This is a genomic window from Amycolatopsis thermoflava N1165 (assembly GCF_000473265.1).
Classification (GTDB): domain Bacteria; phylum Actinomycetota; class Actinomycetes; order Mycobacteriales; family Pseudonocardiaceae; genus Amycolatopsis_E; species Amycolatopsis_E thermoflava.
In genome coordinates this window covers 1,160,464-1,184,498 of the sequence record NZ_KI421511.1, presented here as the reverse complement: position 1 = coordinate 1,184,498, position 24,035 = coordinate 1,160,464, and the positions used below count along the sequence as shown (strand labels likewise).

The 24,035-nt window shown below is 71.9% G+C and carries 24 protein-coding genes; 8 read left to right on the top strand and 16 right to left on the bottom strand.

What is annotated here, in order from left to right:
* The first annotated feature begins 214 nt into the window (after nt 1–214).
* Nucleotides 215–811, top strand: coding sequence for a hypothetical protein (locus tag AMYTH_RS0105820; protein ID WP_027929497.1), 597 nt, complete (start codon nt 215–217; stop codon nt 809–811).
* Between the two features lie 805 nt (nt 812–1,616).
* Complete coding sequence (locus AMYTH_RS44115; RefSeq protein WP_037322321.1) at nt 1,617–3,287, top strand: hydrogenase maturation protein; 1,671 nt, start codon at nt 1,617–1,619, stop codon at nt 3,285–3,287.
* 36 nt (nt 3,288–3,323) lie between these two features.
* Here AMYTH_RS44115 and AMYTH_RS44110 read toward each other — a convergent pair whose 3' ends face one another.
* On the bottom strand, nt 3,324–3,935 hold the full coding sequence (locus AMYTH_RS44110) for a 3,4-dihydroxy-2-butanone-4-phosphate synthase (protein ID WP_051362566.1): 612 nt from the start codon (nt 3,933–3,935) through the stop codon (nt 3,324–3,326).
* Nucleotides 3,932–4,447 carry a flavin reductase family protein gene (locus AMYTH_RS0105805; protein ID WP_051362565.1) on the bottom strand — a complete coding sequence of 172 codons (516 nt, stop codon included), beginning with the start codon at nt 4,445–4,447 and terminating at the stop codon, nt 3,932–3,934. The genes AMYTH_RS44110 and AMYTH_RS0105805 overlap by 4 nt, the downstream gene beginning before the upstream one ends.
* A gap of 197 nt (nt 4,448–4,644) precedes the next feature.
* On the opposite strand from AMYTH_RS0105805, the gene AMYTH_RS0105800 reads away from it, so the two are divergent.
* The 6 genes from AMYTH_RS0105800 to AMYTH_RS0105775 are packed head-to-tail and all read left to right on the top strand — an operon-like array spanning nt 4,645 to nt 9,951.
* Nucleotides 4,645–5,568, top strand: coding sequence for an alpha/beta fold hydrolase (locus AMYTH_RS0105800; RefSeq protein ID WP_027929495.1), 924 nt, complete (start codon nt 4,645–4,647; stop codon nt 5,566–5,568).
* Nucleotides 5,565–6,287, top strand: a complete 723-nt coding sequence (locus AMYTH_RS0105795) for a Crp/Fnr family transcriptional regulator (protein ID WP_027929494.1) — start codon at nt 5,565–5,567, stop codon at nt 6,285–6,287. The genes AMYTH_RS0105800 and AMYTH_RS0105795 overlap by 4 nt, the downstream gene beginning before the upstream one ends.
* Nucleotides 6,284–7,258 (top strand): alpha/beta hydrolase, encoded by a 975-nt coding sequence (locus AMYTH_RS0105790; protein ID WP_228684592.1) that lies wholly within the window; start codon nt 6,284–6,286, stop codon nt 7,256–7,258. The genes AMYTH_RS0105795 and AMYTH_RS0105790 overlap by 4 nt, the downstream gene beginning before the upstream one ends.
* On the top strand, nt 7,251–8,480 hold the full coding sequence (locus AMYTH_RS0105785; RefSeq protein WP_063630385.1) for a CaiB/BaiF CoA transferase family protein: 1,230 nt from the start codon (nt 7,251–7,253) through the stop codon (nt 8,478–8,480). Before AMYTH_RS0105790 ends, AMYTH_RS0105785 begins: the two co-directional genes overlap by 8 nt.
* Before the next feature lie 2 nt (nt 8,481–8,482).
* Nucleotides 8,483–9,136 (top strand): enoyl-CoA hydratase/isomerase family protein, encoded by a 654-nt coding sequence (locus AMYTH_RS0105780; RefSeq protein ID WP_027929491.1) that lies wholly within the window; start codon nt 8,483–8,485, stop codon nt 9,134–9,136.
* Between the two features lie 11 nt (nt 9,137–9,147).
* Nucleotides 9,148–9,951, top strand: a complete 804-nt coding sequence (locus AMYTH_RS0105775) for an SDR family oxidoreductase (protein WP_027929490.1) — start codon at nt 9,148–9,150, stop codon at nt 9,949–9,951.
* A 65-nt stretch (nt 9,952–10,016) separates the two neighbouring features.
* Here AMYTH_RS0105775 and AMYTH_RS0105770 read toward each other — a convergent pair whose 3' ends face one another.
* The 14 genes from AMYTH_RS0105770 to AMYTH_RS0105705 form a co-directional block, all read right to left on the bottom strand.
* A complete protein-coding gene (locus AMYTH_RS0105770) occupies nt 10,017–10,811 on the bottom strand; it encodes an MBL fold metallo-hydrolase (RefSeq protein ID WP_027929489.1) in 795 nt (264 codons plus the stop codon).
* Nucleotides 10,812–10,833: 22 nt separating this feature from the next.
* Nucleotides 10,834–12,450, bottom strand: coding sequence for a long-chain-fatty-acid--CoA ligase (locus tag AMYTH_RS0105765; RefSeq protein WP_027929488.1), 1,617 nt, complete (start codon nt 12,448–12,450; stop codon nt 10,834–10,836).
* Between the two features lie 14 nt (nt 12,451–12,464).
* Nucleotides 12,465–13,442 carry an NADPH:quinone reductase gene (locus tag AMYTH_RS0105760; RefSeq protein WP_027929487.1) on the bottom strand — a complete coding sequence of 326 codons (978 nt, stop codon included), beginning with the start codon at nt 13,440–13,442 and terminating at the stop codon, nt 12,465–12,467.
* A gap of 19 nt (nt 13,443–13,461) precedes the next feature.
* On the bottom strand, nt 13,462–14,424 hold the full coding sequence (locus AMYTH_RS0105755; RefSeq protein ID WP_027929486.1) for an NAD-dependent epimerase/dehydratase family protein: 963 nt from the start codon (nt 14,422–14,424) through the stop codon (nt 13,462–13,464).
* A gap of 10 nt (nt 14,425–14,434) precedes the next feature.
* The gene (locus tag AMYTH_RS0105750; protein WP_027929485.1) at nt 14,435–15,247 is read right to left on the bottom strand and encodes an SDR family NAD(P)-dependent oxidoreductase; all 813 of its coding nucleotides are present in this window, start codon (nt 15,245–15,247) and stop codon (nt 14,435–14,437) included.
* A gap of 2 nt (nt 15,248–15,249) precedes the next feature.
* Nucleotides 15,250–16,578, bottom strand: coding sequence for an MFS transporter (locus tag AMYTH_RS44105; RefSeq protein ID WP_228684590.1), 1,329 nt, complete (start codon nt 16,576–16,578; stop codon nt 15,250–15,252).
* A gap of 23 nt (nt 16,579–16,601) precedes the next feature.
* Nucleotides 16,602–17,795, bottom strand: a complete 1,194-nt coding sequence (locus AMYTH_RS0105740) for an LLM class flavin-dependent oxidoreductase (protein ID WP_027929484.1) — start codon at nt 17,793–17,795, stop codon at nt 16,602–16,604.
* Nucleotides 17,796–17,825: 30 nt separating this feature from the next.
* Nucleotides 17,826–18,617, bottom strand: a complete 792-nt coding sequence (locus tag AMYTH_RS0105735; RefSeq protein ID WP_027929483.1) for an alpha/beta fold hydrolase — start codon at nt 18,615–18,617, stop codon at nt 17,826–17,828.
* A 101-nt stretch (nt 18,618–18,718) separates the two neighbouring features.
* On the bottom strand, nt 18,719–19,963 hold the full coding sequence (locus tag AMYTH_RS0105730; protein ID WP_027929482.1) for an acyl-CoA dehydrogenase family protein: 1,245 nt from the start codon (nt 19,961–19,963) through the stop codon (nt 18,719–18,721).
* Nucleotides 19,963–20,967: a phosphotransferase family protein gene (locus AMYTH_RS0105725; RefSeq protein ID WP_027929481.1), complete on the bottom strand. Its 1,005-nt coding sequence runs from the start codon at nt 20,965–20,967 to the stop codon at nt 19,963–19,965. The genes AMYTH_RS0105730 and AMYTH_RS0105725 overlap by 1 nt, the downstream gene beginning before the upstream one ends.
* Nucleotides 20,964–21,737, bottom strand: a complete 774-nt coding sequence (locus AMYTH_RS0105720; protein ID WP_027929480.1) for an SDR family NAD(P)-dependent oxidoreductase — start codon at nt 21,735–21,737, stop codon at nt 20,964–20,966. The genes AMYTH_RS0105725 and AMYTH_RS0105720 overlap by 4 nt, the downstream gene beginning before the upstream one ends.
* Nucleotides 21,734–22,498 carry an SDR family oxidoreductase gene (locus tag AMYTH_RS0105715; RefSeq protein ID WP_410468313.1) on the bottom strand — a complete coding sequence of 255 codons (765 nt, stop codon included), beginning with the start codon at nt 22,496–22,498 and terminating at the stop codon, nt 21,734–21,736. Before AMYTH_RS0105715 ends, AMYTH_RS0105720 begins: the two co-directional genes overlap by 4 nt.
* Entirely contained in the window at nt 22,495–22,779 is a 285-nt protein-coding gene (locus tag AMYTH_RS44100) for a hypothetical protein (RefSeq protein WP_167344571.1), read from the bottom strand. The genes AMYTH_RS0105715 and AMYTH_RS44100 overlap by 4 nt, the downstream gene beginning before the upstream one ends.
* Nucleotides 22,780–23,504: 725 nt before the next feature.
* A complete protein-coding gene (locus AMYTH_RS0105705; RefSeq protein ID WP_228684588.1) occupies nt 23,505–24,026 on the bottom strand; it encodes a MarR family winged helix-turn-helix transcriptional regulator in 522 nt (173 codons plus the stop codon).
* Between the last annotated feature and the right edge of the window lie 9 nt (nt 24,027–24,035).

The following is a 24,035-nucleotide window of genomic DNA, read 5'->3' as shown; positions in this document are numbered from 1 at the left end:
CGTCGTCCCCGCGGAGTCAGCCCCCTTCCGTCAGATCCCGGGTGACCCCGAAGTAGCGGTCGAGGATCACAGCCGTAGGAGTACGTCATACGCTAATCACGCCAAGGTATTCCCTGGACACACCACGATGGGGTTGGTTGATCTCGGAGACAACGGCGAAGAGATCCGATAGAACAGGTGCACGCCTCGACCGCCACACCCAAGGGGGAACACCATGCGCCGCTACCTTCCTGTCGCCGCGATCGCGCTCCTGTTGACCGGCTGCTCAACGACGACCCCGCAGCGTTCCGGCAGCCTCCCCGAGCAGCCGACGCTGACGGCACCCACCAGCAACCAGACCGGCACGAGCAGCCAGACCGGCGCGAGCGGCTACGTTCCGCTGGAGCTCGGCGACACAGCCGAGCTGAGCGCCGAAGTCGACGGCAGCAAACCCGCGACGTGGACGATCGAGAAGATCGAGATCGACCCGCCATGCAGCGGGCGCAACGGGTCAAGCGATACCGGGCATGTTCTCGTGCTGCATGTGCGGGCCGACAGCGGCCCGGACAAATACGCCGCAGAGCAGATCCCCGACGCGTTCAGGTACACGTCGTTCGCCGAACCCGGCAAGAACGGCACGGCGATCCAGGCCTCGCCCTCGCTGTGCAAATCTTCCGAACCCCACAGCCAACCACTGCCGGTGCCGTACCAGTTGAACCAGCAGCTCACCGGCACAGTCGCACTGATCGTGCCGGAGGCGAACGGCACGCTGATCCAGAACAACCCACTGCTGAAGGGCGAAGGCTGGCGATGGTCGTATCCGGCGAAATAGTCCAGCCGGCATCTGGGCGGCATTCGCCCAGACCACGCGCGCGCACTTTCGGCGCGCAGGCCGAGGAGGAGTGATCATGGCGGAGGACGACACGGAGCCCGACTGGGACCGGAGCGACCCGCTGTGGCGGTTGCGCCGGCGCTTCTGGCTGCGCAAGCATCCACGGCCGCCGCTCCCTCAACTTCCCCGGCATGATCCACCGCCGCCAACGGACCCTCTGCCGCCCGTTTGAACCCCAAGCCGCCCGCGTCGCGCTCGGCTACCGCGTACACCAGCAACTGGCGGACTCGATCATCCGCGCCGCCCGGACAAGCCGCGCACTGAGCGGCCTTCCCGATCCGCCAGCGGACGAAGACCCCGAGGGAGCACCGAGCACGGGCGACCCTGAGCGGGGCTACCGGGAGCTGGGCGACGTGCGCGCGCCCGGCGCGGATGAGCAGAATCAGCCCGGCGGTGGCCACATCTCGCCGAGCCACGGGTGTGCGGCGAACCGGTCGCGGGCGGCGTGCCGCCAACCGCGGGGCGAACATCTGGGCAGCGTGACGACGGGGGTGACGTGCGCACCGGAGATCGCGCCGGGCAAGGGCGATCAGCACGCCCAGGCCGAACACGGTGACCAGCGAGTTCGCCGACAGCTGCGCCCGAAGGTCCCGACCGCCCGGAGATCACCACCTAATGCAGTAACGCGGGGTGGCGATCTTGGCGACAGGAATTGCGCCGGTCAGCCGAACGCGTGTTCCCCGGTCGGCCGTACCGCGCCGCGGATCCGGCAGGTACCGTCGGGCGATTGACGAGCGGAGGCCCGGTGCGAATTCTCCTTCTGTGCTCGGCCTTCAACGGCCTGAGCCAGCGAGCGTGGACCACGCTCCGGGCCCGCGGTCACCACGTCACCGTGCACGTGGTGCACGACCCGGACACCATCCCCGGCGCGGCCGCGGCCGCCGAGCCGGACCTCATCGTCTGCCCGTTCCTGCGCCGGCGGGTGCCCGACGCGGTGTGGCGCGCCTACCGCACGATCATCATCCACCCCGGTCCCCCCGGCGACCGGGGCCCGTCGTCGCTGGACTGGGCGATCATGGACGGGGAGCGCCAGTGGGGCGTCACGGCCCTGCAGGCGACCGGGGACCTGGACGCCGGCCCGGTCTGGGGATCGCGGTCCTTCCCCATGCCCGCCGAGCCGCCACGCAAGAGCACCCTCTACAACGCCGAGGTCGCCGACGCCGCCGTGGACCTGATCGCCGAGGTGGTGACCAAGGCCGGCGACCCGGGGTTCGCGCCGCAGGACCACGACCAGGCCGGGCGGTCGCGGCCGCCCGTGCGCCAGCCGGACCGCGGTTTCTCCTGGGACGACGAGACCGGGCACGTCCTGCGCCGCATCCGCGCCGCGGACGGCCGCCCCGGCGTGCACACCACGCTGGCCGGCGTGCCGGTCGCGGTGTTCGACGCCCACCCCGGCACGGCCACGCCCGGCGAACCGGGGACGATCGCGGCGCGGCGCCACGGGGCGGTGCTCGTCCGCACCGGCGACGGCGCGGTGTGGGTGGGGCACGCCCGGCGCCTGTCTCCCGGCCCGCCGGTGAAACTGCCCGCCGCCACGGTTCTCGGGCGCGTCCTCGCGGGGGTGCCCGAGGTGCTGGAACCGTTGGCGGCCGAGCAGCCGCCGGGCCCGCGGGAGATCGCCTACCGGCGGCTGGACGACGTGGGCCTGCTGCGGTTCGACTTCTACAACGGCGCGATGTCCACCGCGCAGTGCCGACGGCTCACCGCGGCCGTGCGGTACGCCGCCGCCCAGGACACCCGGGTCCTGGTGCTGGCCGGCGGCGAGGTGTTCGCCAACGGCATCCACCTCGGCCTGATCGAGGCGCACCCGAACCCGGCGGCGGAGGCGTGGCGCAACATCACCGCGATCAACGACCTGTGCCGGGAGATCATCACCTGCACCGGGCAGGTCGTGGTGTCCGCGCTCGCCGGGGGCGCCGGCGCGGGTGGCGTGATGCTGGCGCTCGGCGCCGACGTCGTCCTCGCCCGGGACGGGATCGTGCTCAACCCGCATTACGAGACGATGGGCCTCTACGGCTCGGAGTACTGGACGTATGTGCTGCCGCGCCGGGTCGGCGAGGCGCAGTCGCGGCTGCTGACCAGCCGGTGCGAGCCGGTCAGCGCGGGCGAGGCGGCCGCGCTCGGCATGGTCGACGAGGTCCTGCCGGCCGACCGGGAACGCTTCCCCGGCGCGGTGCTGGAGCGCGCCGCCGAACTGGCCGCCGGGTCGGATGCGCTCCTGCAGCGCAAGCGCGCCGACCGGGAGGCCGACGAGCAGCGCCGGCCACTGGAGACCTACCGGGTGCGGGAACTCGCGGAGATGAGCCACGACATCTTCGAGGACCGGCACGGCTTCGCCGCGGCCAGACGCGCCTTCCTCCACCCGGCGGCCCCCGCACCGGCGGCCCGCCGCCCGGCGCTGCTCAGCGGCGGATGACTCGCCGGCCTCCCGGATACGCGGCGAAGCCGCTGGTCACGTCCGCAGCGACGCGGTGGCCAGCACGTCCGCGCCGCGGAGCGGGCCGGCGGCGTGGACGACGGCCAGGCCGGTGCGGGCGGCGAACTCGCGGGCTTCCCGCGGACCGGCGAGCAGGACGGGGTCACTGGAGCTGACGAGCGCGCAGCTCGCGACGACAGGGCGCAGTCCGGCTCGCGAGGCCAGCGCGAGGGCCGCGGGGAGCGTGCCGCCGGTCGGGTCCGCGGCAGCCCGCACGGGGATGACGTGCCCCGGGCGGGTGAAGTCGCGGGGCGTGCTCGTGGGCGCGGCCAGCAGGCTGATCGTGCGGGCCCGGTCGGCCGCGGAGATACCCGTCGTCGTCCCGTGCGCGGCGTCCACGGCGACGCAGTCGCGTTCCGGGGCGCCCCGGCTGCCGGGCGGGTACATCACGGGCAGGTCGAGCCGGTCGGCGTCGTCGTCGCTGAGCGCCACGCGGAGGAAGCCCGCGCCGTGGCGAACGAGGAAGGCCACCGCGTGGGCGGTGGCACGCTCGGCAGCGAGCACCAGCTCGGCACGCGGTCCGGGACCGCCGGCGGTGACCACGACGATCGGGCGGCCGAGCGCCAGCGCGCGCAGGGCGGTGCTCATCGGGTCTCCAGCGCGCGCACCGCGCTCAGGTGGAAGATCAGCGGGCCGAACCTGTCGTCGGTGCGCGCGCCCAGCACCTCGAACAGGACGATGTCGTGATCCCCGGCGGGCACGGTCCGGTGGACCCGGCAGTCCAGCCACAGCGGGGCGCCGGCGAGGAACACCGCACCCTCGGGCGACGCCTCCCAGGTGGCGTCGGCGAAACGGTCGACGCCGCGGGCGGCGAGGGCGGCGCTGAGCTCGGCGTGCTCGCCACCGAGCACGCTGATGCCGACCCGTCCGGCGGCGGCCAGCCGCGGCCACGTGGTGGAGCCGCGTCCGACGCAGACCGACACCAGGGCGGGTTCCAGCGACACCGAGGTGAACGAGCTGGCGGCCATGCCCACGGGCCCCTCTCGCCCGAGCGCGCACAGTGCGGTGACGCCGCTCGGGAACCGGGCGAACGCGTTCCGCAGCGCGCGCCTGCGCTCGGCCTGGTCCACGGACAACGGGGGAAGGAAGAGTGTTCTCACGTCAACTCCTCGAGCCGGGTCACAGCATGCTCTCCGCACGACGCGGCCCTGTCTGTGACCCACGTCCGGGCACCGGACCCGCGGTTGACGGACGCAAGTCACAGACACGATCGTCCTTCCTGGAAAGGATCGGTCGGGTCGCGGACCGAGACACGGCAGGAGGGCATCAAGGTGGATGCAACGACGCAGGAGAAGCCATGAACGCGGGCCGTTCCGTCGACACCGATGACGGTGTCCGGCTGCACGTGACCGACACCGGGAACGGCGTTCCGGTGCTCTTCCTCCACGAGTACGCGGGCGACCACCGGAGCTGGTCGCGGCAGGTGGCCGATCTCCAGGACGGCCACCGGTGCATCACCTACGCGGCGCGCGGCTACCCGCCCTCCGACGTCCCGGGAAGCCCGTCGGCCTACTCGTGGCAACGGGCCGTCGACGACGCCCTGACGGTGCTCGACGCGCTGGAGGTCGAGGCCGCCCACGTGGTGGGACTGTCCATGGGCGGCTACACCGCCGTCCAGCTCGCGCTGCGCCACCCCGGGCGGGTGCGCTCGGTCATGGCGGTCAGCGTCGGGTCCGGCTCCGACCCAGCCACCCGGCCGGCCTACCTCGCGGAGACCAGGATCGTCGCGGAGCAGCTCCGGTCGCGGGGAGCCGGGTTCGTCGGACGCAAGTTCGCCGAAGGCCCCAGCCGGGTGCAGCTCAAGCACCACAACGAGCCCGCGTGGCACGAGTTCGTCGAACAGTTCGCCGAACATTCCGTGGAAGGGCTGGCGCTCACCGTCCTCGAGATCCAGGGCCGCCGGCCGTCCCTGCACGACCTGGCCGGCGAGTTCCGGCGTTTCCCGGTCCCCCTCCTGGTCGTCAACGGTGACGAGGACGAGGCGTGCCTGTCCACCGGCTTGATGCTGAAGCGGACCGCGCCCGCGTGCGGCATGCTGGTGCTGCCCAACAGCGGGCACGTCCCCAACCTGGAGAACCCGCAGCAGTTCAACGACATCGCCCGCGGCTTCTTCCGGTCGGTCGACTCGGGCCGGTGGCCCCAACGGGACCCGCGGTCGCGCCTCACCTCGCAGTTCGGACTCGACCAGCTCGAGTCCGGGGAGCCGGTGAGAGTGGAATGAACCGCGACTGCGCACCGATCCCGCCCGCGGCGCTCCAGGCGTGGTCGAAGAGCTTCCTGGCCGGACAGGATCCGGAGATCCGCGACGCCCTCCTCTCGGACAGCCGCGTGGTGACCTACTCGGCGGGCACCGTCATCTGCCGCGGGAACTCCGACTACCGGGTGACACTCGTCCACAAGGGACGGATTCGCGCGAAGGTGACGTCCTGGGACGGGCGGGAGGTCACCACGCGGTACGCGACGGCCGGGCACTTCACCGCCCTGCCCGCGATGCTCACCGACGGCGCGCCGTCGTCGCTGGAAGCGGTGACGATGTGCGAGGTCTCGGTGCTGAACCCGAGCACCTTCCGCCGCCTCATGCGGACCCGGGCCGAACTCGCCTACCAGGTCGCCGTGTACCTGGCGGAGTCCACCTACGAAACCGTGGCCTACCTCGAGGACAACCTGTTCAATTCCGTCCAGCAGCGGCTGAGCCGGCACCTGCTCGAGATGGCCACCCCCACCGTGAACGGGCTGCTGGTGCAGACGGACCAAACCGATCTCGCGCACACCATCGGATCGGTGCGCGAGGTCGTCGCCCGCGCGCTCAAGAAGCTGGACGACATCGGGGCGATCCGCCGTTACCGGCGGCAGATCTGGATCGAGGACCCGGCGCTGCTGAGGTCGTTCGCGTCGACGGACCTGCGGGGCCGTCGCCTGCCCGAAGTGAGGGACAGTTGAGCCAGTACCGGATGGACGAGGAGCTGGTGCAGTCGATCGCCGCCCTGCCCGCGGTCGACCGCACCGACGTCGCGGAAGCCCGCCGGATCGTGTCGAGCCGGTACGCCGGGACCGGCTCGGTCGAGGGCGTGAGTGTGCACGAATGCTCCTGCACCGCCGCGGACGGGCACGTCATCGCGCTCCGCGTGTACCGGCCGTCCCGCCGCACGAGCAGTGGCGCGATCTACCACGTCCACGGCGGCGGATTCATCCTGGGTGATCCGGACATGAGTCACCTCCGGAACGCCGAACTCGCACGGGAAACCGGTGCGGTCGTCGTCGCCGTGGCCTACCGGCTGGCCCCGGAGTGGCCCTTCCCGACACCGTTGGACGATGTCTACAGTGGACTGCTCTGGCTGCGCGAACACACCGGCGAGCTGGGGATCGATCCCTCCCAGATCGTCCTGCACGGGGTGAGCGCGGGCGGCGCGCTCGCGGCCGCGGCCGCCCTGCTGGCCCGCGACCGGAACGGGCCACCGGTCCGCTTCCAGTTCCTCAAATCACCGGCGCTGGACGACCGGCTCCGGACGGCGAGCAGCAGGCGGTTCACCGACACGCCCGCGCTCACCCGCCGGGACGCCGAGCTTAGCTGGTCCGCCTACCTCGGCCGAGCGGCCGGCGCGGTGTCGCCCTACGCCGCGCCCGCCCGCGCCACGGACCTGACGAACCTGCCCCCGGCGTACGTCTCCGTCGCCGAGTTCGATCCGTTGCGCGACGAAGGAATCGACTTCGCGCGATCACTGCTGGCGGCCGGGGTGCCCGTCGAACTGCACCTGTTCCCCGGCACCTACCACGGCTCCGGGGCGGTACGGGAAGCGGCGGTGAGCCGGCGCGAGCTGTCCGAGGAGGTAGCGGTGCTGCGCACGGTCCTGGAACGGCCTGGACAACCAGCCGCACCGCGAGACGACGAGGGGAACCGGGCACATGTCTGAGGCGAGCGTGACGACGGGGCAGCACTTCCTCAGCGGCGTGCGGGTCCTCGACATCACCGGCGCACTGGCCGGCCCGTACTGCACCACCATCCTGTCCGACCTCGGCGCCGAGGTCATCAAGGTCGAGCCCGTGGACGGGGACTCGCTCCGGCGGCGTCTGGTCGGGCCGGAACAGCGCCCGCTGCCGTTCGACCTGATCCACCGCGACAAGCGCAGCTTCGCCGTCGACATCAAGACCGAGCGCGGGCAGAACCTGGTCCGGGCTCTGGCGCGCCGGTCGGACGTGCTGGTGGAGAACTTCCGGGTCGGCGCGCTCGCGCGGCAGGGACTGTCCTACGAGGACCTGAAGGACGACTGCCCGGACCTCGTGTACTGCTCGATCTCCGGCTTCGGCCAGTACGGGCCGATGCGGAGCGCGAAAGGCATCGACCTCGTCGCCCAGGCCTACGGCGGTCTCCTCAGCGTCACCGGAAGCACGAGTGGGGAGCTGGCGAAAGCGGGCTACCCCATCGGCGACCTCGGCACCGGAATGTGGGGCGCCATCGGCGTGCTGGCGGCGCTGCACCGCGTCCGCGCGGGGCTCGGCGGCTCCCACATCGACGTGTCCCTCGCGGACACGATCGCCGGATGGTCGTTGTGGGAGGTCGCCGATTTCGCCGGGACGGGCGAGCCACCGGGCCCACTGGGCACCGCGCACCGGCTCACCGCCCCGTACGAGGCGTTCACCTGCGGCGACGACGCGATGCTCGTGATCGGCGTGACCGAGCGCTCGTGGCGTGACTTCTGCGCGGTACTCGACCTCGATCTCTCCGGCGACGAGCGCTTCCACGGCGAGTACAACCGCTTCGTCCACCGCGAGCAGCTCGCCGGGCTGCTCCAGGCCCGGTTCCGGACGGCGCCGAGGGACCACTGGATCGAGCGGCTCCGCGAAGCGGGCGTCCCGTGCGGACCGGTCCACACGGTCCCCGAGATGCTGGACGATGCCCAGTACGCGGCCCGCGAGATGTTCCCCAGCGACGTCGAGCGGTTCGGGCACCGCCGCGTGGTGAACACGCCGCTCATCGCCGACGGCGCACCCCGCGCGCGGCGGAGAGCACCCGGGATCGGGCAGGACACGGTCGACCTGCTGACCGAGCTGGGCATCGGCGACCACGAGGTCCGGGCCCTCGTGCGAGACGGCGTGGTCGCCGCGGCGCCTGCCCCGGACGCGCAGGCCGGCTGAGGATGAGCGGTTCGACGCGTCTGGACATCGTGGACCGGGTCGCCCGGCTCACGATCAGCAGGCCCGAGAAGCGGAACGCGATGTCCGGCGACATGTGGCAGGCACTGCTCCGGCATGTCAAGACGATCGGAGAGACACCCGGAATCGTCGCCGTCGTGCTGCGGGGCTCCGGAGGGAGTTTCTCCGCGGGCGGGGACCTTGCCGAGTTGAGCTCGTCCGATCCGGACCACGTCGCTGCCTACCGGCAGCTGGCCGAGACCGCTGTCCTGGCGCTGACGGAGCTCGCAGCACCGAAGATCGCGGAGATCGACGGACCGTGTTTCGGCGCGGGCTGCAGCCTCGCGCTCGCCTGCGACGTCCGGATCTGTTCGCCCGCGGCGCACTTCCGGATACCCGCGCTCGGTCACGGCCTGACCTACGAGCCGGTTTTCGTGCGCCGCCTCGTGCAGGCGGTGGGCGCCGGCCCGGCGGGACTGCTGCTCTACGGCGGGGAACGCTGGAACGCCGACCAGGCCGCCGCCTACGGCCTGGTCGACAAGTGCGCGCCGGACCCGGCGGCCGCGGTCGGGCAGATCCTGACCTGGCTGCGCGGCGCGAATGTCGAAGACATCGTCTCGACGGCGATGTCCATCAGGACCGCCACGCGGTCCCGGTAGGGAAGGTCACCATGGATCTGCAGTTGAAGGGCGCCCGGGCGGTCGTCACGGGAGGATCCCGCGGGCTCGGGCTGGCCATCGCGCGCGGGCTCCTCGCCGAAGGTGCCCGGGTGGCGCTCGTCGCCAGGGACGCGCAGCGGCTCGGCGCCGCCGCGGACGGCCTCCGCTCCGGCGCGGCGGGAGCCGAGGTCCTCGCCGTCCCGGCGGACACCACCGACGACTCCTCGGTCCGGGCCATGGCCGAGCAGGTCGTGACCGCGTGGGACGGTGTCGACGTGCTGGTGAACGCCGCCGCCCAGCCGTCCTTCGCCTCCGCTCCCCCGCCGCTGGCCGATCTCAGCGACGGCGAGGTGCTGACGGACTTCGACACCAAGGTCCTCGGGTACCTCCGGTGCGCCCGCGCCCTCGCGCCGCACATGGCCCGGCAGGGGTGGGGACGGATCGTGAACATCTCCGGTCTGAACACCCGCCGCACCGGGTCCGTCTCCGGGACGATCCGCAACGTGGCGGTCGCCGCCCTCACCGCGAACCTCGCCGACGAGCTCGGCCCGCACGGTGTCGGGGTCACGGTCGTGCACCCGGGCCTGGTGGAGACCGAACGCACCCCACGGCTCGTGGCCGACCGGGCGGCGGCCGGCGGGCTCACCGAGGAACAGGTCCGCGCCCAGCTGGCCGCGACGACGAGCCTCCGACGTCTCGTCACCGCGGAGGAGGTCGCGGACGTGGTCGTGTTCCTGTGCTCGCCCAGGGCCGCCGCCGTGACGGGAGACGCGGTGTCCGTGGCGGGCGGCAACCGCGGCGCGGTGCACTACTAGACCGAGATCACGGCTGAGCTGCCGGCTGGTGGTGCCGCCCATGGCCGTGGGCGGCACCACCAGTACTACGCCCAGGAGAACCGGCGCAGTCCGTCGGCCGTGATCAGGCGGCCGAAGGACAGCTCCGGGAAGTGCGCGGGCGCGAACGGGTCGCCCGAAGCGGCCAGCTCGTCGGCGATCCGTTCGCGGATGGCGTTGGCCGCGGCCCGGTCCACGTCGAACATCCCTTCCCATTCCGGGTCGGTGAGCTCCCCGACCGTGTGCACCACGTCGCCGAGCAGGAGCGCGCGCTCGCCGGCGTCGCTCACGACGAAGACGGTCGAGCCCGGGGTGTGCCCCGGCGCCGGCCGCGCGAGCAGACCGGGCACCAGCTCGGTCTCCTCGTCGAACATCTCCAGCCGCCCCTCGATCGGGGCCAGGGTTTCCTGCAGCACGGGATCGGCCGTGGGTGCGGTCATGAAGTACGCCCAGTCCGCCTCGTGCACCCGGAACGTCGCGCGCGGGAACGTCACTTCACCGCGGACCGTGGCCCAGCCGACGTGATCCGGGTGCAGGTGCGTGAAGATCACGTCGGTGACGTCGTCGAGCGCGACCCCGGCGCGGCGCAGGTTCGCCGGCAGCCAGCCCGTCACGAACCCTTCGTGCACGAAGTCGTCACCCGCTCCGGCGTCGACCAGGATCGTCCGGTCCCCCAGCCGCACGAGGAACGCCCCGATGTCCATGTGGATCCGGCCGTGCTCGTCCAGCGGCTGGTGCGCACAGTCCCACCGCGCGTCCCGCCGGTGGGTCACGGTGTTCCCGATGGGCAACCGGGCGGTGCCGTCGAGGATCGGGACGATGTCGAGGTTTCCTACCTTCATCAGTTCCTTCCAGTCACTTCGGTCAGCCGCGGACGCGCAGGGCCTCCCCCGACCATTCCTGTTCGCGCAGTTCGTACTTCTGCACCTTCCCGGTGGAGGTCTTGGGCAGTCCGGCGACGATCTCGACCTCGCGCGGCGCCTTGTAGCGGGCGATGAGCGACCGCACGTGCGCGATCAGCTCGCTCTCCGAAGGGTTCCTCCCCGGCCGCGGCACCACGAACGCCTTGGGCCGCTCGCCCCACCGCTGATCCGGGACGCCGATCACGGCGACCTCGAGGACGTCTGGGTGCGCGGCGATGGCGTGCTCGACCTCGATGGTCGAGATGTTCTCGCCGCCGGAGATGATCACGTCCTTGGCCCGGTCCCGCAGCTCCACGTAGCCGTCCGGATGCATCACCCCGAGGTCCCCGGAGTGGAACCAGCCACCGGCGAACGCCCGTTCCGTGCCCTCGGGATCGTTGAAGTAGCCCTGCATCACGTTGTTGCCGCGCATGACGATCTCACCCATGGTCCGCCCGTCCCGGGGAACGTCGCGCAAGCGCTCGTCCACCACGCGGATCTCGTCCGCTTGCAGCATCCCGACACCCTGCCGGGCTCGCAGTTTCGCCCGGTCCTCCGACGCCAGGTCGTCCCACGCCCGCTGGTACTCGTTCACCGCGTACGGGCCGTAGGTTTCGGTCAAGCCGTACACGTGCACGATCCGGAAGCCCATCCGCTCCATCTGCAGGATCGTGGTGGGGCTCGGCGGCGCTCCCGCCGTGGTGACGACGAGCCGGTGGTCGAGCTGGTGGGCCGACTCGGCCCGCATGATCGTGGTGACGACCGTGGGCGCCCCGTTGAGGTGGGTGACCCGGTGGCGGTCGATGAGCTCCCACACCCGGTCCCCGCGCACCTCGCGCAGGCAGATCTGGGTCCCGCCCGCCGCGACCAGCGCCCACGTCGTGCACCAGCCGTTGCAGTGGAACATCGGCAGCGTCCACAGGTAGACGCTGTCCGCGTCGTGTCCGGAGTGGAAGATCTCGCCGAACGAGTTCAGGTACGCGCCGCGGTGGGTGTAGACCACGCCCTTGGGCCGTCCCGTGGTGCCCGAGGTGTAGTTGATGGAGATCGCCGCTCGCTCGTCGTCGACCGCCCACACCAGCTCTCCTCCATCGCCGGCGGCGCCGGCGAGGAGGTCGGCGAACGCGACCGCGCCGGGGACCTCGACGGTCGCCCCGGGGCCGAGCGGGTCGGCCGCCACGGCGATCGTCCGCACCGTGTCCAGCGACCCGGCGATCGGCGCGATCGTGGCCGCGTACTCGGCGTCGACGACGAGCACGGTCGCGCCGGAGTGATCGAGGATGTAGCGGACCTCCTCGGGCGCCAGCCGGGTGTTGATCGCGACCAGCACCGCACCGGCCAGCGGCACGGCGAAGTGGGCGGCCAGCATCTCCGGCACGTTGGGCATCAGGTAGGCGACGCGGTCGCCCGGCCGCACCCCGGCGGCGCGCAGCATCCGCGCCCGCTGCTCCACGCGCGCAGCGAACTCCCGGTAGGTCCAGGCCTCGTCGCCGTGCACGACGGCGACCTTGCCGGCGTGGACGTTCGCCGACCGCCGCAGGAACGACAGCGGCGTCAGCTGGGTGATCCCGGTGTTCATCCGTGTGCTCCCCTTCAGTGCTCGCCCACGCGCAGGACGACTTTCCCCGTCGGCGCCTGCTCGGCCACCTCGTGCGCCCGCACCACCTCGTCCAGGCCGTGCGGCAGCACCGGCAGAGCGGACAGCGCGCCGTGCGCGAGCGCGTCGGAAGTCCACCGGATCGCGGCGGCCAGCCGCTCCGGGGACACCCCGTAGAGCAACACGAACTCCAGCGTCGTGTTCGCCTTCATGAACTCGCCCACGGGCAGGGACAGCTCCCCCTCCGCGGCGTAGACGGCGATGGCGCCGGGGGCGCCGAGCACGGCCATGTCCAGCTTCAGGTTCGCCCCGAGCGCGACCTCGACGATGCGGTCGACGGGCCCGGCGAAGTCACGGATGCGCCTGGCCGCGTCCGCGTCGGTGTAGCGGACGACGAAGTCGGCTCCGGCCTTTTCCGCCAGTGCGCGCTTCTCGTCGGAGCTCGCCGTGGCCACCACCCGCGCGCCGGCGTGCTTGGCCAGCTCGATGGCGAAATGCCCCACCGCGCCCGCTCCCCCGGCGACGAGGACCGTGCGCCCCGCCAGCGCCGCGGGATTCCCGCCCAGGCAGTGCGCGGCGGTCAGCGCCGGAACCCCGAGGCACGCCCCGAGGTCGTCGGATGCGCCGTCGGGCAACGGCACCGCCCGCTCCGCGGGGACGACCGCGAACTCGGCCGCCGTCCCGTAGCGGTTGTGGAACGCCGCCAGGTACAGCCACACCCGCTCCCCCACTTGGAGGCCGGTGACGCCGTCGCCCACCGCGTCCACGACACCGGCGCCGTCGTGGTGCGGCACCTGGAACCAGTCGGGGGTCCGCCCCGCGAATCCCGCCCTGGTCTTCCAGTCGGTGGGGTTGACACCCGAGGTGGCGATCCGGACCCGGACCTGGCCGGGACCGGGCTCGGGCACCTCGATCTCGACGACTTCGAGCACCTCGGCGGCGCGACCAGGACGGCGGTAGACCGCTGCTCTCATGCCCGCACCGCCTGTTCGCTCACGCGAGCCGGGTTCGAACGAGCTCGTAGTAGTGCCGGATCGCACGGTCCGGGTCGTAGCGGGGTTGCCATCCAAACTCCTCTTCCATCCGGGTTCCGTCCAGCGCCATGTAGTAGCTGTCCGGCATCTGCATGGGATTCAGCCCGGGCCCCACGTCGAGCGCCGCGCCGGGGATGACGCGGCGGATCGCGTCCGCGAAGTCGTGCATCGACACCGCAGGCCCACCGGCCACGTTGTAGGCCTGGTGGCGCAGCGGCCCGGGCGCCAGCGCGACACACGCGATGGCGTCGGCGACGTCGAGGACGTAGACGAGGCCGTCCCGCTCGTCCCCGCCCTGCTCGATCGTGAACCCGCGGCCCGAGGCCGGCAGCTCGACCATCGAGCTGTAGGTGTTGATCGGGCCGGCGTGCCGTTGCAGCCTGCCCGGACCGAAGATCGTGGCGAACCGCAGGCTGACGCACTCCACGTCGGAGTTGCGCCCGTACCACGCCACCACGTTCTCCGCGGCCGCCTTCGTGATCCCGTACATGCCGGTCGGCCGCAGCTCATCGTCTTCGCGCACGGACTCGTAGGTGGGAAACCCGCGCTTGCCCGTCGCGGGCGCGTACACCGCCTTCGAGCTGGTGTAGACGACGCGGCGCGCACCCGCCGCCACCGCGGCGGCGCACACCGTGGCAGTGCCGCCGACGTTCACCGCGATCGCGGTGTGCGGATCCCGTTCGCAGTCGACGAAAGCCGCGAGATGGATGACGCAGTCGGGCCGCAGCCGCAGGGCGGCGCCGGTGAAGCCCTCCGCGTCGCGGATGTCGCCGACGACGAGCTCGACCCGGTCCGCCACGTCCTCGATCAGCGACGTGTCGTCCCGGCTTTCGAACACGGCCACCTCGTGGCCGCGGCCCAGCAGCTCCCGGACCACCCAGGCGCCGTTGACGCCCAGCCCGCCCGTCACCAGGACACGCATGCCGACTCCTTCACTGTGCGGCCAGGCGCCGGAACGACGGGACCATGGGCGCGTAGGCGGACATGCCGCCGTCCACGACGAGCACCTGCCCGTTGATGAACGACGACTCCGGTGAGGCCAGGAACAGGGCGGCCATCGCGACGTCGTCCGGCCTGCCCAGTCGCGGCGTCGCGACGTGATCCAGCAGCACCTCGGTCTGCGCCGCGGAGAACATCTTCTCGGTCGCGGGCGAGACGATGTGGCCAGGCGCCAGGACGTTGCACCGGATTCCCTGCTTGCCGTACTCGACGGCCAGCGACTTCGACAGCCCGATCACGCCGGCCTTCGCGGTCGCGTAGGCCGGGCGGCCTTCGAGGGAAAGCCAGGCGGCCAGGGAAGAAGCGTTGGTGATGCTGCCCCCTCCCGCGCGGACCATGTGCGGCAGGACGTGTTTGGCGGTCAGGACGCAGCCCAGCAGGTCCACGCGCAGCTGCCCCAGCCACACCGACAGGTCGGCCTCGGCGACGAAGACGTCCTCGGCCACCAGACTCCGTTCGGAGGCGTAGTTCTGGAGCACGTCCACCCCGCCGAAGCGCTCCACCGCGAACTCGACGGCACCGGCGACCTGGTCCTCGTCCGAGACGTCCGCGGCGAACGGCTCGGCGACACCACCCTCCTCCCGGATCCGGTCCACCGTCACCGACGCCTTGGACTTGTCCACGTCCACGACGAGGACCTTCGCGCCTTCCCGGGCGAACACCTCCGCCGTCGCCGCTCCGATACCCGAACCCGCACCCGTCACCAGCGCTGACTTGCCCGTCAGCCGCCCCGCGGCAGACCCCATGCTCAACTCCTCCCGCGCGCCCGGCGATCCACCGACGCGATCACGACGACCAAGGTGACGACGCCCGCCGCGACCATGTACCAGGCCGGCGACGTCTTGTTCCCCGAAAGCTCGATCAGCAGGGTCGCCACGAACGGCGCGGTACCGGCGAAGATCGCCGAACCGAAGCCGTAGGCGATCCCGAACCCGGACGCCCTGACCTTCGTCGGGAACAGCTCCGCGAACAGCGCCGGGATGGCGCCGCCGAACGCGGCGACCGGGACCCACAGGACGAGCTGTCCCACCAGCGCCGGGCCGAACCCCGTCAGGCCGATGATGAGCAGACTCGGGTAGGGCAGGACCACCGCCAGTACGCACGCGAAGACCAGGACCGGCTTCCTGCCGTAGGTGTCCGAGAGGCGCCCGAACGCGACCACCAGGAAGATCCCGACGGTGGTGGCGATGATGACCGTGGTCAGCGCCTGCACCGCGGACAGTCCCACGACGCTGCGGATGTAGGTGAGCGCGAACACCTGGACCGTGGACGAGGCGATGTTGAAGCCGACGCAGATCCCGATCACGATCAGGAACGCCCGCCAGTGCTGGGTGAACAACGTGCGCAGTGGGCTGCGTTCCTGGGCGTTGCCCGCCTTGATCTCCTCGAACTCCGGCGACTCCGCGATGCGGTAGCGCAGGTAGAGGCCGATGACCAGCAGCGGGAACCCCAGCAGGAACGGGATCCGCCAGCCCCAGCTGTCGAGCTCGCCCGGGGACAGCGACACCGTCATGATCAGGACCACGACGGCGCCGAGCACGCTGCCGAGCGTCGAGGAGAAGAAGGCGAAGGACCCGTACAGCCCACGCCGGTGCGGGGGCGCGTGCTCGACGAGGAAGCTGGCCGACGTCCCGAACTCCCCGCCCACCGACAACCCCTGGAGCAGCCGCGCGACGCACAGGAGCACCGGTGCGACGATCCCCGCCTGCGGATACGTCGGCATGACGCCGATGAGCACGGTGGTCACGCCCATGATCAGCACCGCGATCGCCAGGGACACCTTGCGCCCGCGCCGGTCCGCGAGCCGCCCGAACACGACGGCGCCCACCGGCCGCATGACGAAGCCGACCGCGAACAACGCCAACGTGGACAGGATCGCGGCGAGCGGCTCACCCGAGGGGAAGAACAGCTTCGAGATGACCGGTGTCAGTGACGCGAAAATCGCGAAATCGTAGAACTCGAGAGCGTTTCCCGAGCCGGCGGCGACGATCGACCGGCGCGCGACAGGAGCGCGCCGCGGCGTTCCCGTTCCCGGGGAAACCCGGTCTTCCGAATCCAGTGGGGATGGTTGGGACATCGTTGTCCTCCGATAGGCAGCAGTTACCCTACATTCGACTGAACGGCGAGTCCGCCCGTCACGCGGTCGACCAAGGGCGCGACACCCTCGGCGAAGTTGGCGATCCCCCGGACCGTGTCCTCGTGCCCGAGGTGACCGGCCTGGCCCATGAGCAGCAGGTGCCCGAACCCGCCCACGTGCTCGTAGAAGCGCTCGATCTGCCCGGCGACGGTGGCGGCGCTGCCGGCGAACACGATTCCGCGTTCGATGAGCTCGGCGAGCGACATCGCGGTCACGTCGGGGATCGGCGAGGACGCCGGGGAACCGGGCGTCGACGTCAGCGGCCCGCGCAGGCCCACGGCCCGGACGTGGTAGGGCAGGTATCCCGGCGGGTAGGCGAACTGCTTGGCCACCTTGTTGCTGTGCAGGTACCAGAGCAGTTTCCGGGCCCCTTCGAAGCCCTCCTCGTCGGTCCGTCCGGTGTAGACCAGCGCCGCGTAACCGAACATCTCGTCGCCGGGCACGGGCTTGCCCGTCGCGGCGCAGTGGTCGCGGTAGGCCTGGAACACCGCCCTGGTCCCGTCGAGTCCCGACAGGAAGGTGCCGACCCGGTAGCCGTGGTCGGCGATCCTCGGCACGCTGGCCGGGTTCACCGCGGTGACCCACACGGGCGGGGCGGGCTGTTGGTGGGGCCTCGGCCAGATGTTCACCTGGCGGTGGTGGAAGAACTCGCCCTCCCAGTTGAACGGTCCGTCGTGGGTGGACCACGCCCGCGTGATGAGCTCGACCGCCTCCCACATGCGCTCGGACATCCGCACCGGCCGGGAATTGGTGGCAGCGACCTCGTACTGCACGCCCCGCACGAATCCGACCTCGAGACGGCCGTGGCTGAGCAGGTCCAGCAGGGCCATTTCCTCGGCGATGCGCACGGGGTCGGTGCGGTTCGCGACGGGGTTGCCCAGAATCAGGATCCGCGCGTTGGTGGTGAGCCGCGCGAGTGCGCCGGCGATCACGGGAGCGGCGGAGTTCATGCACGTCGCGGTGGAATGGTGTTCGTTGACCATCACGTTCAGCCCGCATTCGTCCGCGACCTGCCACTCGCGGAGGTAGCGGTCCCACAGGTCCGCCGCGCGAGCGGGGTCGATGACGCCGTTGGGCAGGGTGACCCGCACCGATTCATAGGTCTCGGGGTCCGGCAGATACGGGTAGGCCGCCTCGCTGAAATGCCAGTACTGCACGGGGAACGCTCCCTTTCTGGTTGGTGGGGGTCAGGCGGCGGAGATCAGCTCGGCGATCTCCGCCGGGCATTCCACCTGTGCGCGGTGCCCGGCCCGGTCGAGGCACTCGAAACGTGCGCCGGGGATCCGCGCGGCCAGCCCGCGTCCGTAGCCGGGCGCGACGATGCCGTCCTGCCCGCCCCAGATCACCAGGGACGGCACGCGGATCCGCCACAGCCAGTGGCGCAGCCGCGGGTTGTGCAGGTAGGGCTCCCAGCCGTACAACGCGAGAGCCTCTTCGTTGCGCGCCACCTCGAGGACGTCCTCGTCCCGCGCGTGCGCGAGGTCGCCCAGCGCGAAGCTCGTGTCCGCGTAGAGGCGCTTGTCCAGCTCGGGCCGCGGCGTGGCGAAGAGGTCGGCGATCTCCCGGTCGAGCGGCCCGCCGAGCTTGACCCCCACCGAGTCGACGAGCACGAGACGAGAGATTCGCGCGCAGCTCCGCACCGCCATCTCCATGGCGACCCAGCCGCCGAACTGGAGACCGACGACGGTGACGTCGGTCAGCCCGGACCGGTCGAGCCAGTCGAGGTAGAGGTAGGCGAGGTCGTCGACGGAGGTGCACCAGTCCGGCCGGGGCGAACGGCCGAAGCCCGGGTGGCTCGGCGCGACCACGGAGTAGTCCTTCGCGAGCGCCGCCACGAACGCGGCGTTCTCCTCGGCCCGCTCGGCGCCGGGCAGGACCAGGGCGACCCGGCTGCCGTTGCCCGCGCGGCGAGCGTCGAGGTGCACGCCGGCTCCGAACTCGACGCCGGCTTCGGCGCTGACAAGATCGAGCGTCTGCACAATGCCTCCCAACAATGCCCTCAACAGGGCCTGGTGATTGCAGCCTGCCGCCCGGCGGCGGCGAAGACTGTGACCTGGGTCCGGAACTTCCGCCGGGGTCCCTACCGCTGCGCCGGCTCCGGTCGCCGGGCCGCGGCGGCCCTGCGCAGTTCGCGGCGGGCGAGGGCGTCCTTGTGGACCTCGTCCGGACCGTCGACGAACCGGAGCATGCGGGCGAGGGCGTAGCCGTAGGCGAGCGGGAAGTCCTGCGACAACCCACCCCCGCCGTGCAGCTGGATCGCCTTGTCGAGCACCCACTGGACGGTCACCGGGGTCGCGATCTTGATCGCCTGGATCTCGGTGTGCGCGGCCTTGTTGCCCCGCGTGTCCATCAGCCAGGCCGCCTTGAGGGTGAGCAGGCGCAGCTGCTCGATCCGGACGCGGGACTCGGCGATCCAGTCGCGGACGACGCCCTGGCCGGACAACGGCTTGCCGAACGCGACGCGCTCCTCCGCCCTGGCGCACATCAGTTCGAGCGCGCGTTCGGCCACCCCGATGGCGCGCATGCAGTGGTGGATGCGGCCAGGGCCGAGCCGGGCTTGCGCGATCGCGAAGCCGTCGCCTTCGCCGCCGACGAGGTTCGTGGCGGGCACGCGGACGTCGTCGAACCGCAGTTCGGCGTGTCCGCCGTGTTCGTGGTCGTCGTAGCCCAGGACGCGCATCGCCCGTGTCACGCGGACGCCGGGCGTGTCCCGCGGAACGAGGATCATGGACTGCCGGCGGTGCCGCTCGGCGTGCGGATCGGTCTTGCCCATGACGACGAAGATCGCGGCGTTCGGGTTCATCGCCCCGGTGATCCACCACTTGCGCCCGTTGATCACGTAGTGGTCGCCGTCGCGCTCGATGCGGGTGGCGATGTTGGTGGCGTCGGAAGACGCGACATCGGGTTCGGTCATCGCGAACGACGACCGGATCCGTCCGGACAGCAGCGGTTCCAGCCACTGGCGTTTCTGAGCGTCGGTGCCGAACTGCGACAGCAGCTCCATGTTGCCGGTGTCCGGTGCGGCGCAGTTGAGCGCGGCGGGCGCCAGGTGCGGGCTCCGACCGGTGATCTCGGCCAGCGGCGCGTACTGCTGGTTGGTGAGACCGGCGCCGTCCGCCCCCGGGAGGAACAGGTTCCACAGCCCGCGCTCGCGCGCCTCCGCCCGCAGTTCGGACAGCACGGGCGCGGAGTCCCACGCCCATGGATCGTCCAGCTCGGACAGTTGCCGTTCGAACACCGGCTCCGCCGGGTGCACGTGCGTCTCCATGAACTCCAGGAGCCGCCCGCGCAGGTCCTCGGTGCGATCGTCGTAGGCGAAGTGCATCAGCCGTCCTCCTTCAGGGCAGCCAGCCCGATGTCCAGCAGGGGCTCGGTCAGCGCGCCGATCCCGTCGAACCCGGCACCCACGGTCTGCCCGTGCAGGTGCCTGTGGCGGATCCCCTCGACGATCGCCGCCAGCTTGTAGCAGGCGAGCCCGAGGTGGAAGCCGAAGTGCGCGGGGTCGCGGCCGCTGCGCGAGCGGTACCGGCTGCGCACCTCGTCCTCGGTGAGATGTCCCGGCGCCGACGCGGCGTCGGTGACGAGGTGCCCGCCGGGGAGCCGGCTCAGTTTCTGGTAGGCGATCAGCAGCGCGAGGTCGGTCAGTGGATCGCCGAGGGTGGCCATCTCCCAGTCGATCACGGCCGTCAGGCGATCGGCGGAGTCGACGAGCACGTTGTCGAGGCGGTAGTCGCCGTGCACGATGCCGGGCCGGGACTGGGCCGGGACGTTCGACGCCAGCCGGGAGCGCAGTTCCTCGGCCGCCGGCAGGTCGCCGCTGCCGGCTGCCGCCAGTTGCGCGCTCCAGCGCCGCACCTGCCGGTCCAGGAACCCCTCGGCGCGACCGAAGTCCGCCAGCCCCACCTCGGCCGGGTCGACGTCGTGCAGTGCCACCAGCGTGTCGACGAGGCGAAGCGAGATCCGGCGGACCCGGTCCGGCCCGAGCCGCGCCAGCTGCGCCGCCCTCCGGAACGGGGTCCCGTCGACCTTCTCCATGAGGTAGAAGGGCGCTCCGATCACCGAGTCGTCCGTGCACAGCGCGTACATCGCGGGCACCGGCACGCCGGTGCCCGCCAGCGCGGCCATGACCCGGTACTCGCGCGCCACGTCGTGCGCCGTGGCGAGCACGGGCCCGACCGGCGGTCTGCGCAGCACCCAGACACGCTCGCCGTCACCGACCTCGTAGGTCAGGTTCGACCGGCCGCCCGCGATGAGGCGCGCCGACAGCGTCCGCTCGGCCACGAGCCACTCGGCCAGCCGTGTCAGATCCAGGCCCGGAAGGTGGCTCACCGGGCCGCCTGTTCCAGGTGCCGCTGCAGCTTGTTCATCCCGCCGAGCCAGCGGTCGGTGTCGGCGGCGCGGTGCCGGTAGTGGTCCGCCGCTTCGGGGTGCGGGAGGATCAGGAAACGGTCGTCGTGCAGCGCCTGCCACGTCACCTCGGCCACGTCCTCGGGAGTCACCGCGCCGCCGGCCAGCACCGACCGCATCGGCCCGCTGGCGGCGAGCATGCCGGTGCGCACCCCCTGGGGACAGATCGCCTGGACCACGATCCCGCGGTGCCGGTAGGTCGCGGACAGCCATTCGGCGAAGGCGACCACGGCGTGTTTGCTCACCGAGTAGGTCGCGGTGCCGAGCGCGGTCAGCAGCCCCGCGGCGGACGCGGTCACCACGAACCGCCCGCGACCGCGCTCCAGCCACTCGGGGACCAGCAGCCGGGCGGCGCGGACGTGAGCCATCGTGTTGACCTCCCAGCTCGCCGCCCAAGCCGCTTCGCTGGCGTCCAGCCCGTAGCCGCGGACGACGCCGGCGTTGGCGAACCAGGCGTCGACCTGGCCCAGGTGATCGCGCGCGGCCGAGACGAGGGCCACGGCCCCGGCCACGGACGCGGCGTCGCCGGGCACGGCGAGCGCGCCGATCTCCGCGGCCGCCGCCTCCGTCGCGACGGGATCCAGGTCGTTCACCACGACGCGCGCGCCCCCGGCGGCCAGCCGCGCGGCCAGCGCCTTGCCGATCCCGCCCGCGGCGCCGGTGACGACGACGCCCTCACCCGCGACCGTCATGCGGTCACCCCGGCCAGGGTCACGCCGCCGTCGACGACGAGCAGGTGGCCGGTGAGCAACGACGCGTCCGCGGACAGCAGGAACGCGACGGCCCCGCCGATGTCGTCCGGCTCGCCCAGGCGCTTGAGCGGGTAGGCCGCGGCCAGCTGCTCCTCCCGGCCCTCGTACAGGGCCGCGGCGAACTTCGTCTTCACCACCGCGGGCGCGACCGCGTTCACCCGGATCCGCGGGCCCAGCTCGACGGCCAGCAACCTGGTCATCGCGACGAGCATGGCCTTGCTGGCGCCGTAGAAGCCGACGCCCGGCGCCGGGGAGATCGCCGAGTGGGACGCGACGTTCACGACCGCTCCGCCGTGCTCGCCCATCCACGCGCGGTGCGCGTGCTGGACCCAGGACAACGCGGCGATGCAGTTGACCTCGACGACCTTGCGGGCCACTGCGAGGTCGAGCTCGACCATCGGCCCGTACCACGGGTTGACGCCGGCGTTGTTCACCAGCATGTCGAGGCTGCCGAACCGTTCCACGGCCTGACCGACCGTCTCCGCCTGGTGCGCGGTGTCGTCGGCCTTACCGGCCACGGCGAGCGCCACCTCCGGGCCCCCGAGGCGAGCGACGGCCTCCTCCAGCGCCTCCTTCTTGCGCGCGGTGATCACCACCCGCGCTCCGTCCGCGACCAGTCGTTCGGCGATGGCGAACCCGATGCCGCGGCTGGCCCCGGTGACGATCGCGGTCCTGCCGTCGAACTTCCCCGGCACGGTCACCGCCCCCACTCGACGTGCGCCCGGACCCGGCCACCGTCGGCGCTGACCCAGCCCTGGCGTGCGGCGTGGTCGAGCATGCGGGTGAACCCGTCGTGCCAGTCCTGATCGCGATCACCAGCGGCGGAGCGCAACCAGGAGACGTCGAGCCAGACGTGATCGCCGGCGACCTCGCCCGCGCCGGCGGCACCCAGTGCCCGCGACAGGAGCCCCCACCGAGGCGACTCCGCCGCGGCGCGGACCGACAGCGCGCTCAGATCCTCGGCCCTGCACACCTGTGGCACCGCTGGTCCACCGTCGGGTACGTACACCACCATCTCCGCTCACCCTCGCCGTTCCGGTCCAGTTCCGTGAGCAGGAGTCTGGTGTCCCACCGGGCCGGTGACTGTGACCTGGATCCGTGAGTTGGCGCAGGACAAACCGGACGGGACGGCGTGGTTTCCGCTCCGGCCGGAATGGAGATCCCGGACGGTAGGCTCACCGATCGTGTGACAGAGCGTCGAGCGGTGGAGCTGGGTGGCCGGCATCCCGCGGCTCCGCAGATCAAACTCGCCAGCAGCCACCCCGGCGTGCCGGACAGCCCGATGTCCTCCGCGAAGTCCAGCACCCCCTCAGCGGAGCGATCGCGACGTTCGCCCTGGCAGTCGCCGTCGGCGGCGGCTCGATCAGCTACCTCGGCGCCGAAGCCTGCGATCCGGTCGAGCTGACGAACCCGTTCTACGGGCGGCCGGTCCGGCTGGCCGGCTGGGACGTCCTGTCCCCCGGCCTGGGCGTCGTCGCCGATCTGAGCGCCGGATGGTCGCCGTGATCGGCTGCTGAGCCCGCACGCCGTCGTGCGTGGCCGAGCGATGCCGGGGGAACCGCCGAGCGCGACAAGCACTCACGATGCTTGGATCGCCGGCCGGCTCCGCCCGTTCGTCGGCGCGATGCGCTTCCGCGTCATTCCCTGGCAGCGCCCGCCTGCCGGCCGGCGCCGGACCTTGCCGCGTCGCACGTAGCTGCGCTGTGCTCACTTCTCGGCGCGTTCCATGTCCTTCAGTTCGCCCTCGACGACGACCGCCGCTTTGCGGAGCTGCCGGTCGGCGGCGACGATGTCCTCCCGGCCGAGCACGGAGTTCAGCGTCTCGCTGATCTTGAGCACCTCCGTGCCCATCTCCTCCAGCGCGGCGCGGCCGGCGTCGGTGACCGCGAGCGACAGGGCGCGCTCGCTCTCCGGGTGGGCGCTGCGCGCGACGAACCCGCGGTTCTCCAACTGCGAGACGATCCTGGTCATCGTCTGCGGCCGCGCGTAACAACGCCGGGCCAGCTGGGCGAGGGTCAGGTTCGGGCGGTTGGCCAGGATCCGCAGCGCCGAATAGCTCGACAGCGTCATGTTCCACGGCCGCAGCCGGGCGTTGCCGATCCGGGTCACGGCGCGCTCGAACCGGAACGCCGCGTCGATCAGCGACGAGGCCTCGTCCATGTCGGTCACGGCCCGGGCGGGCGCGCGACCGTCGTCGAACGGGTCGATGTAGGGCAGCTGACCGGTCACCCCTGCAGC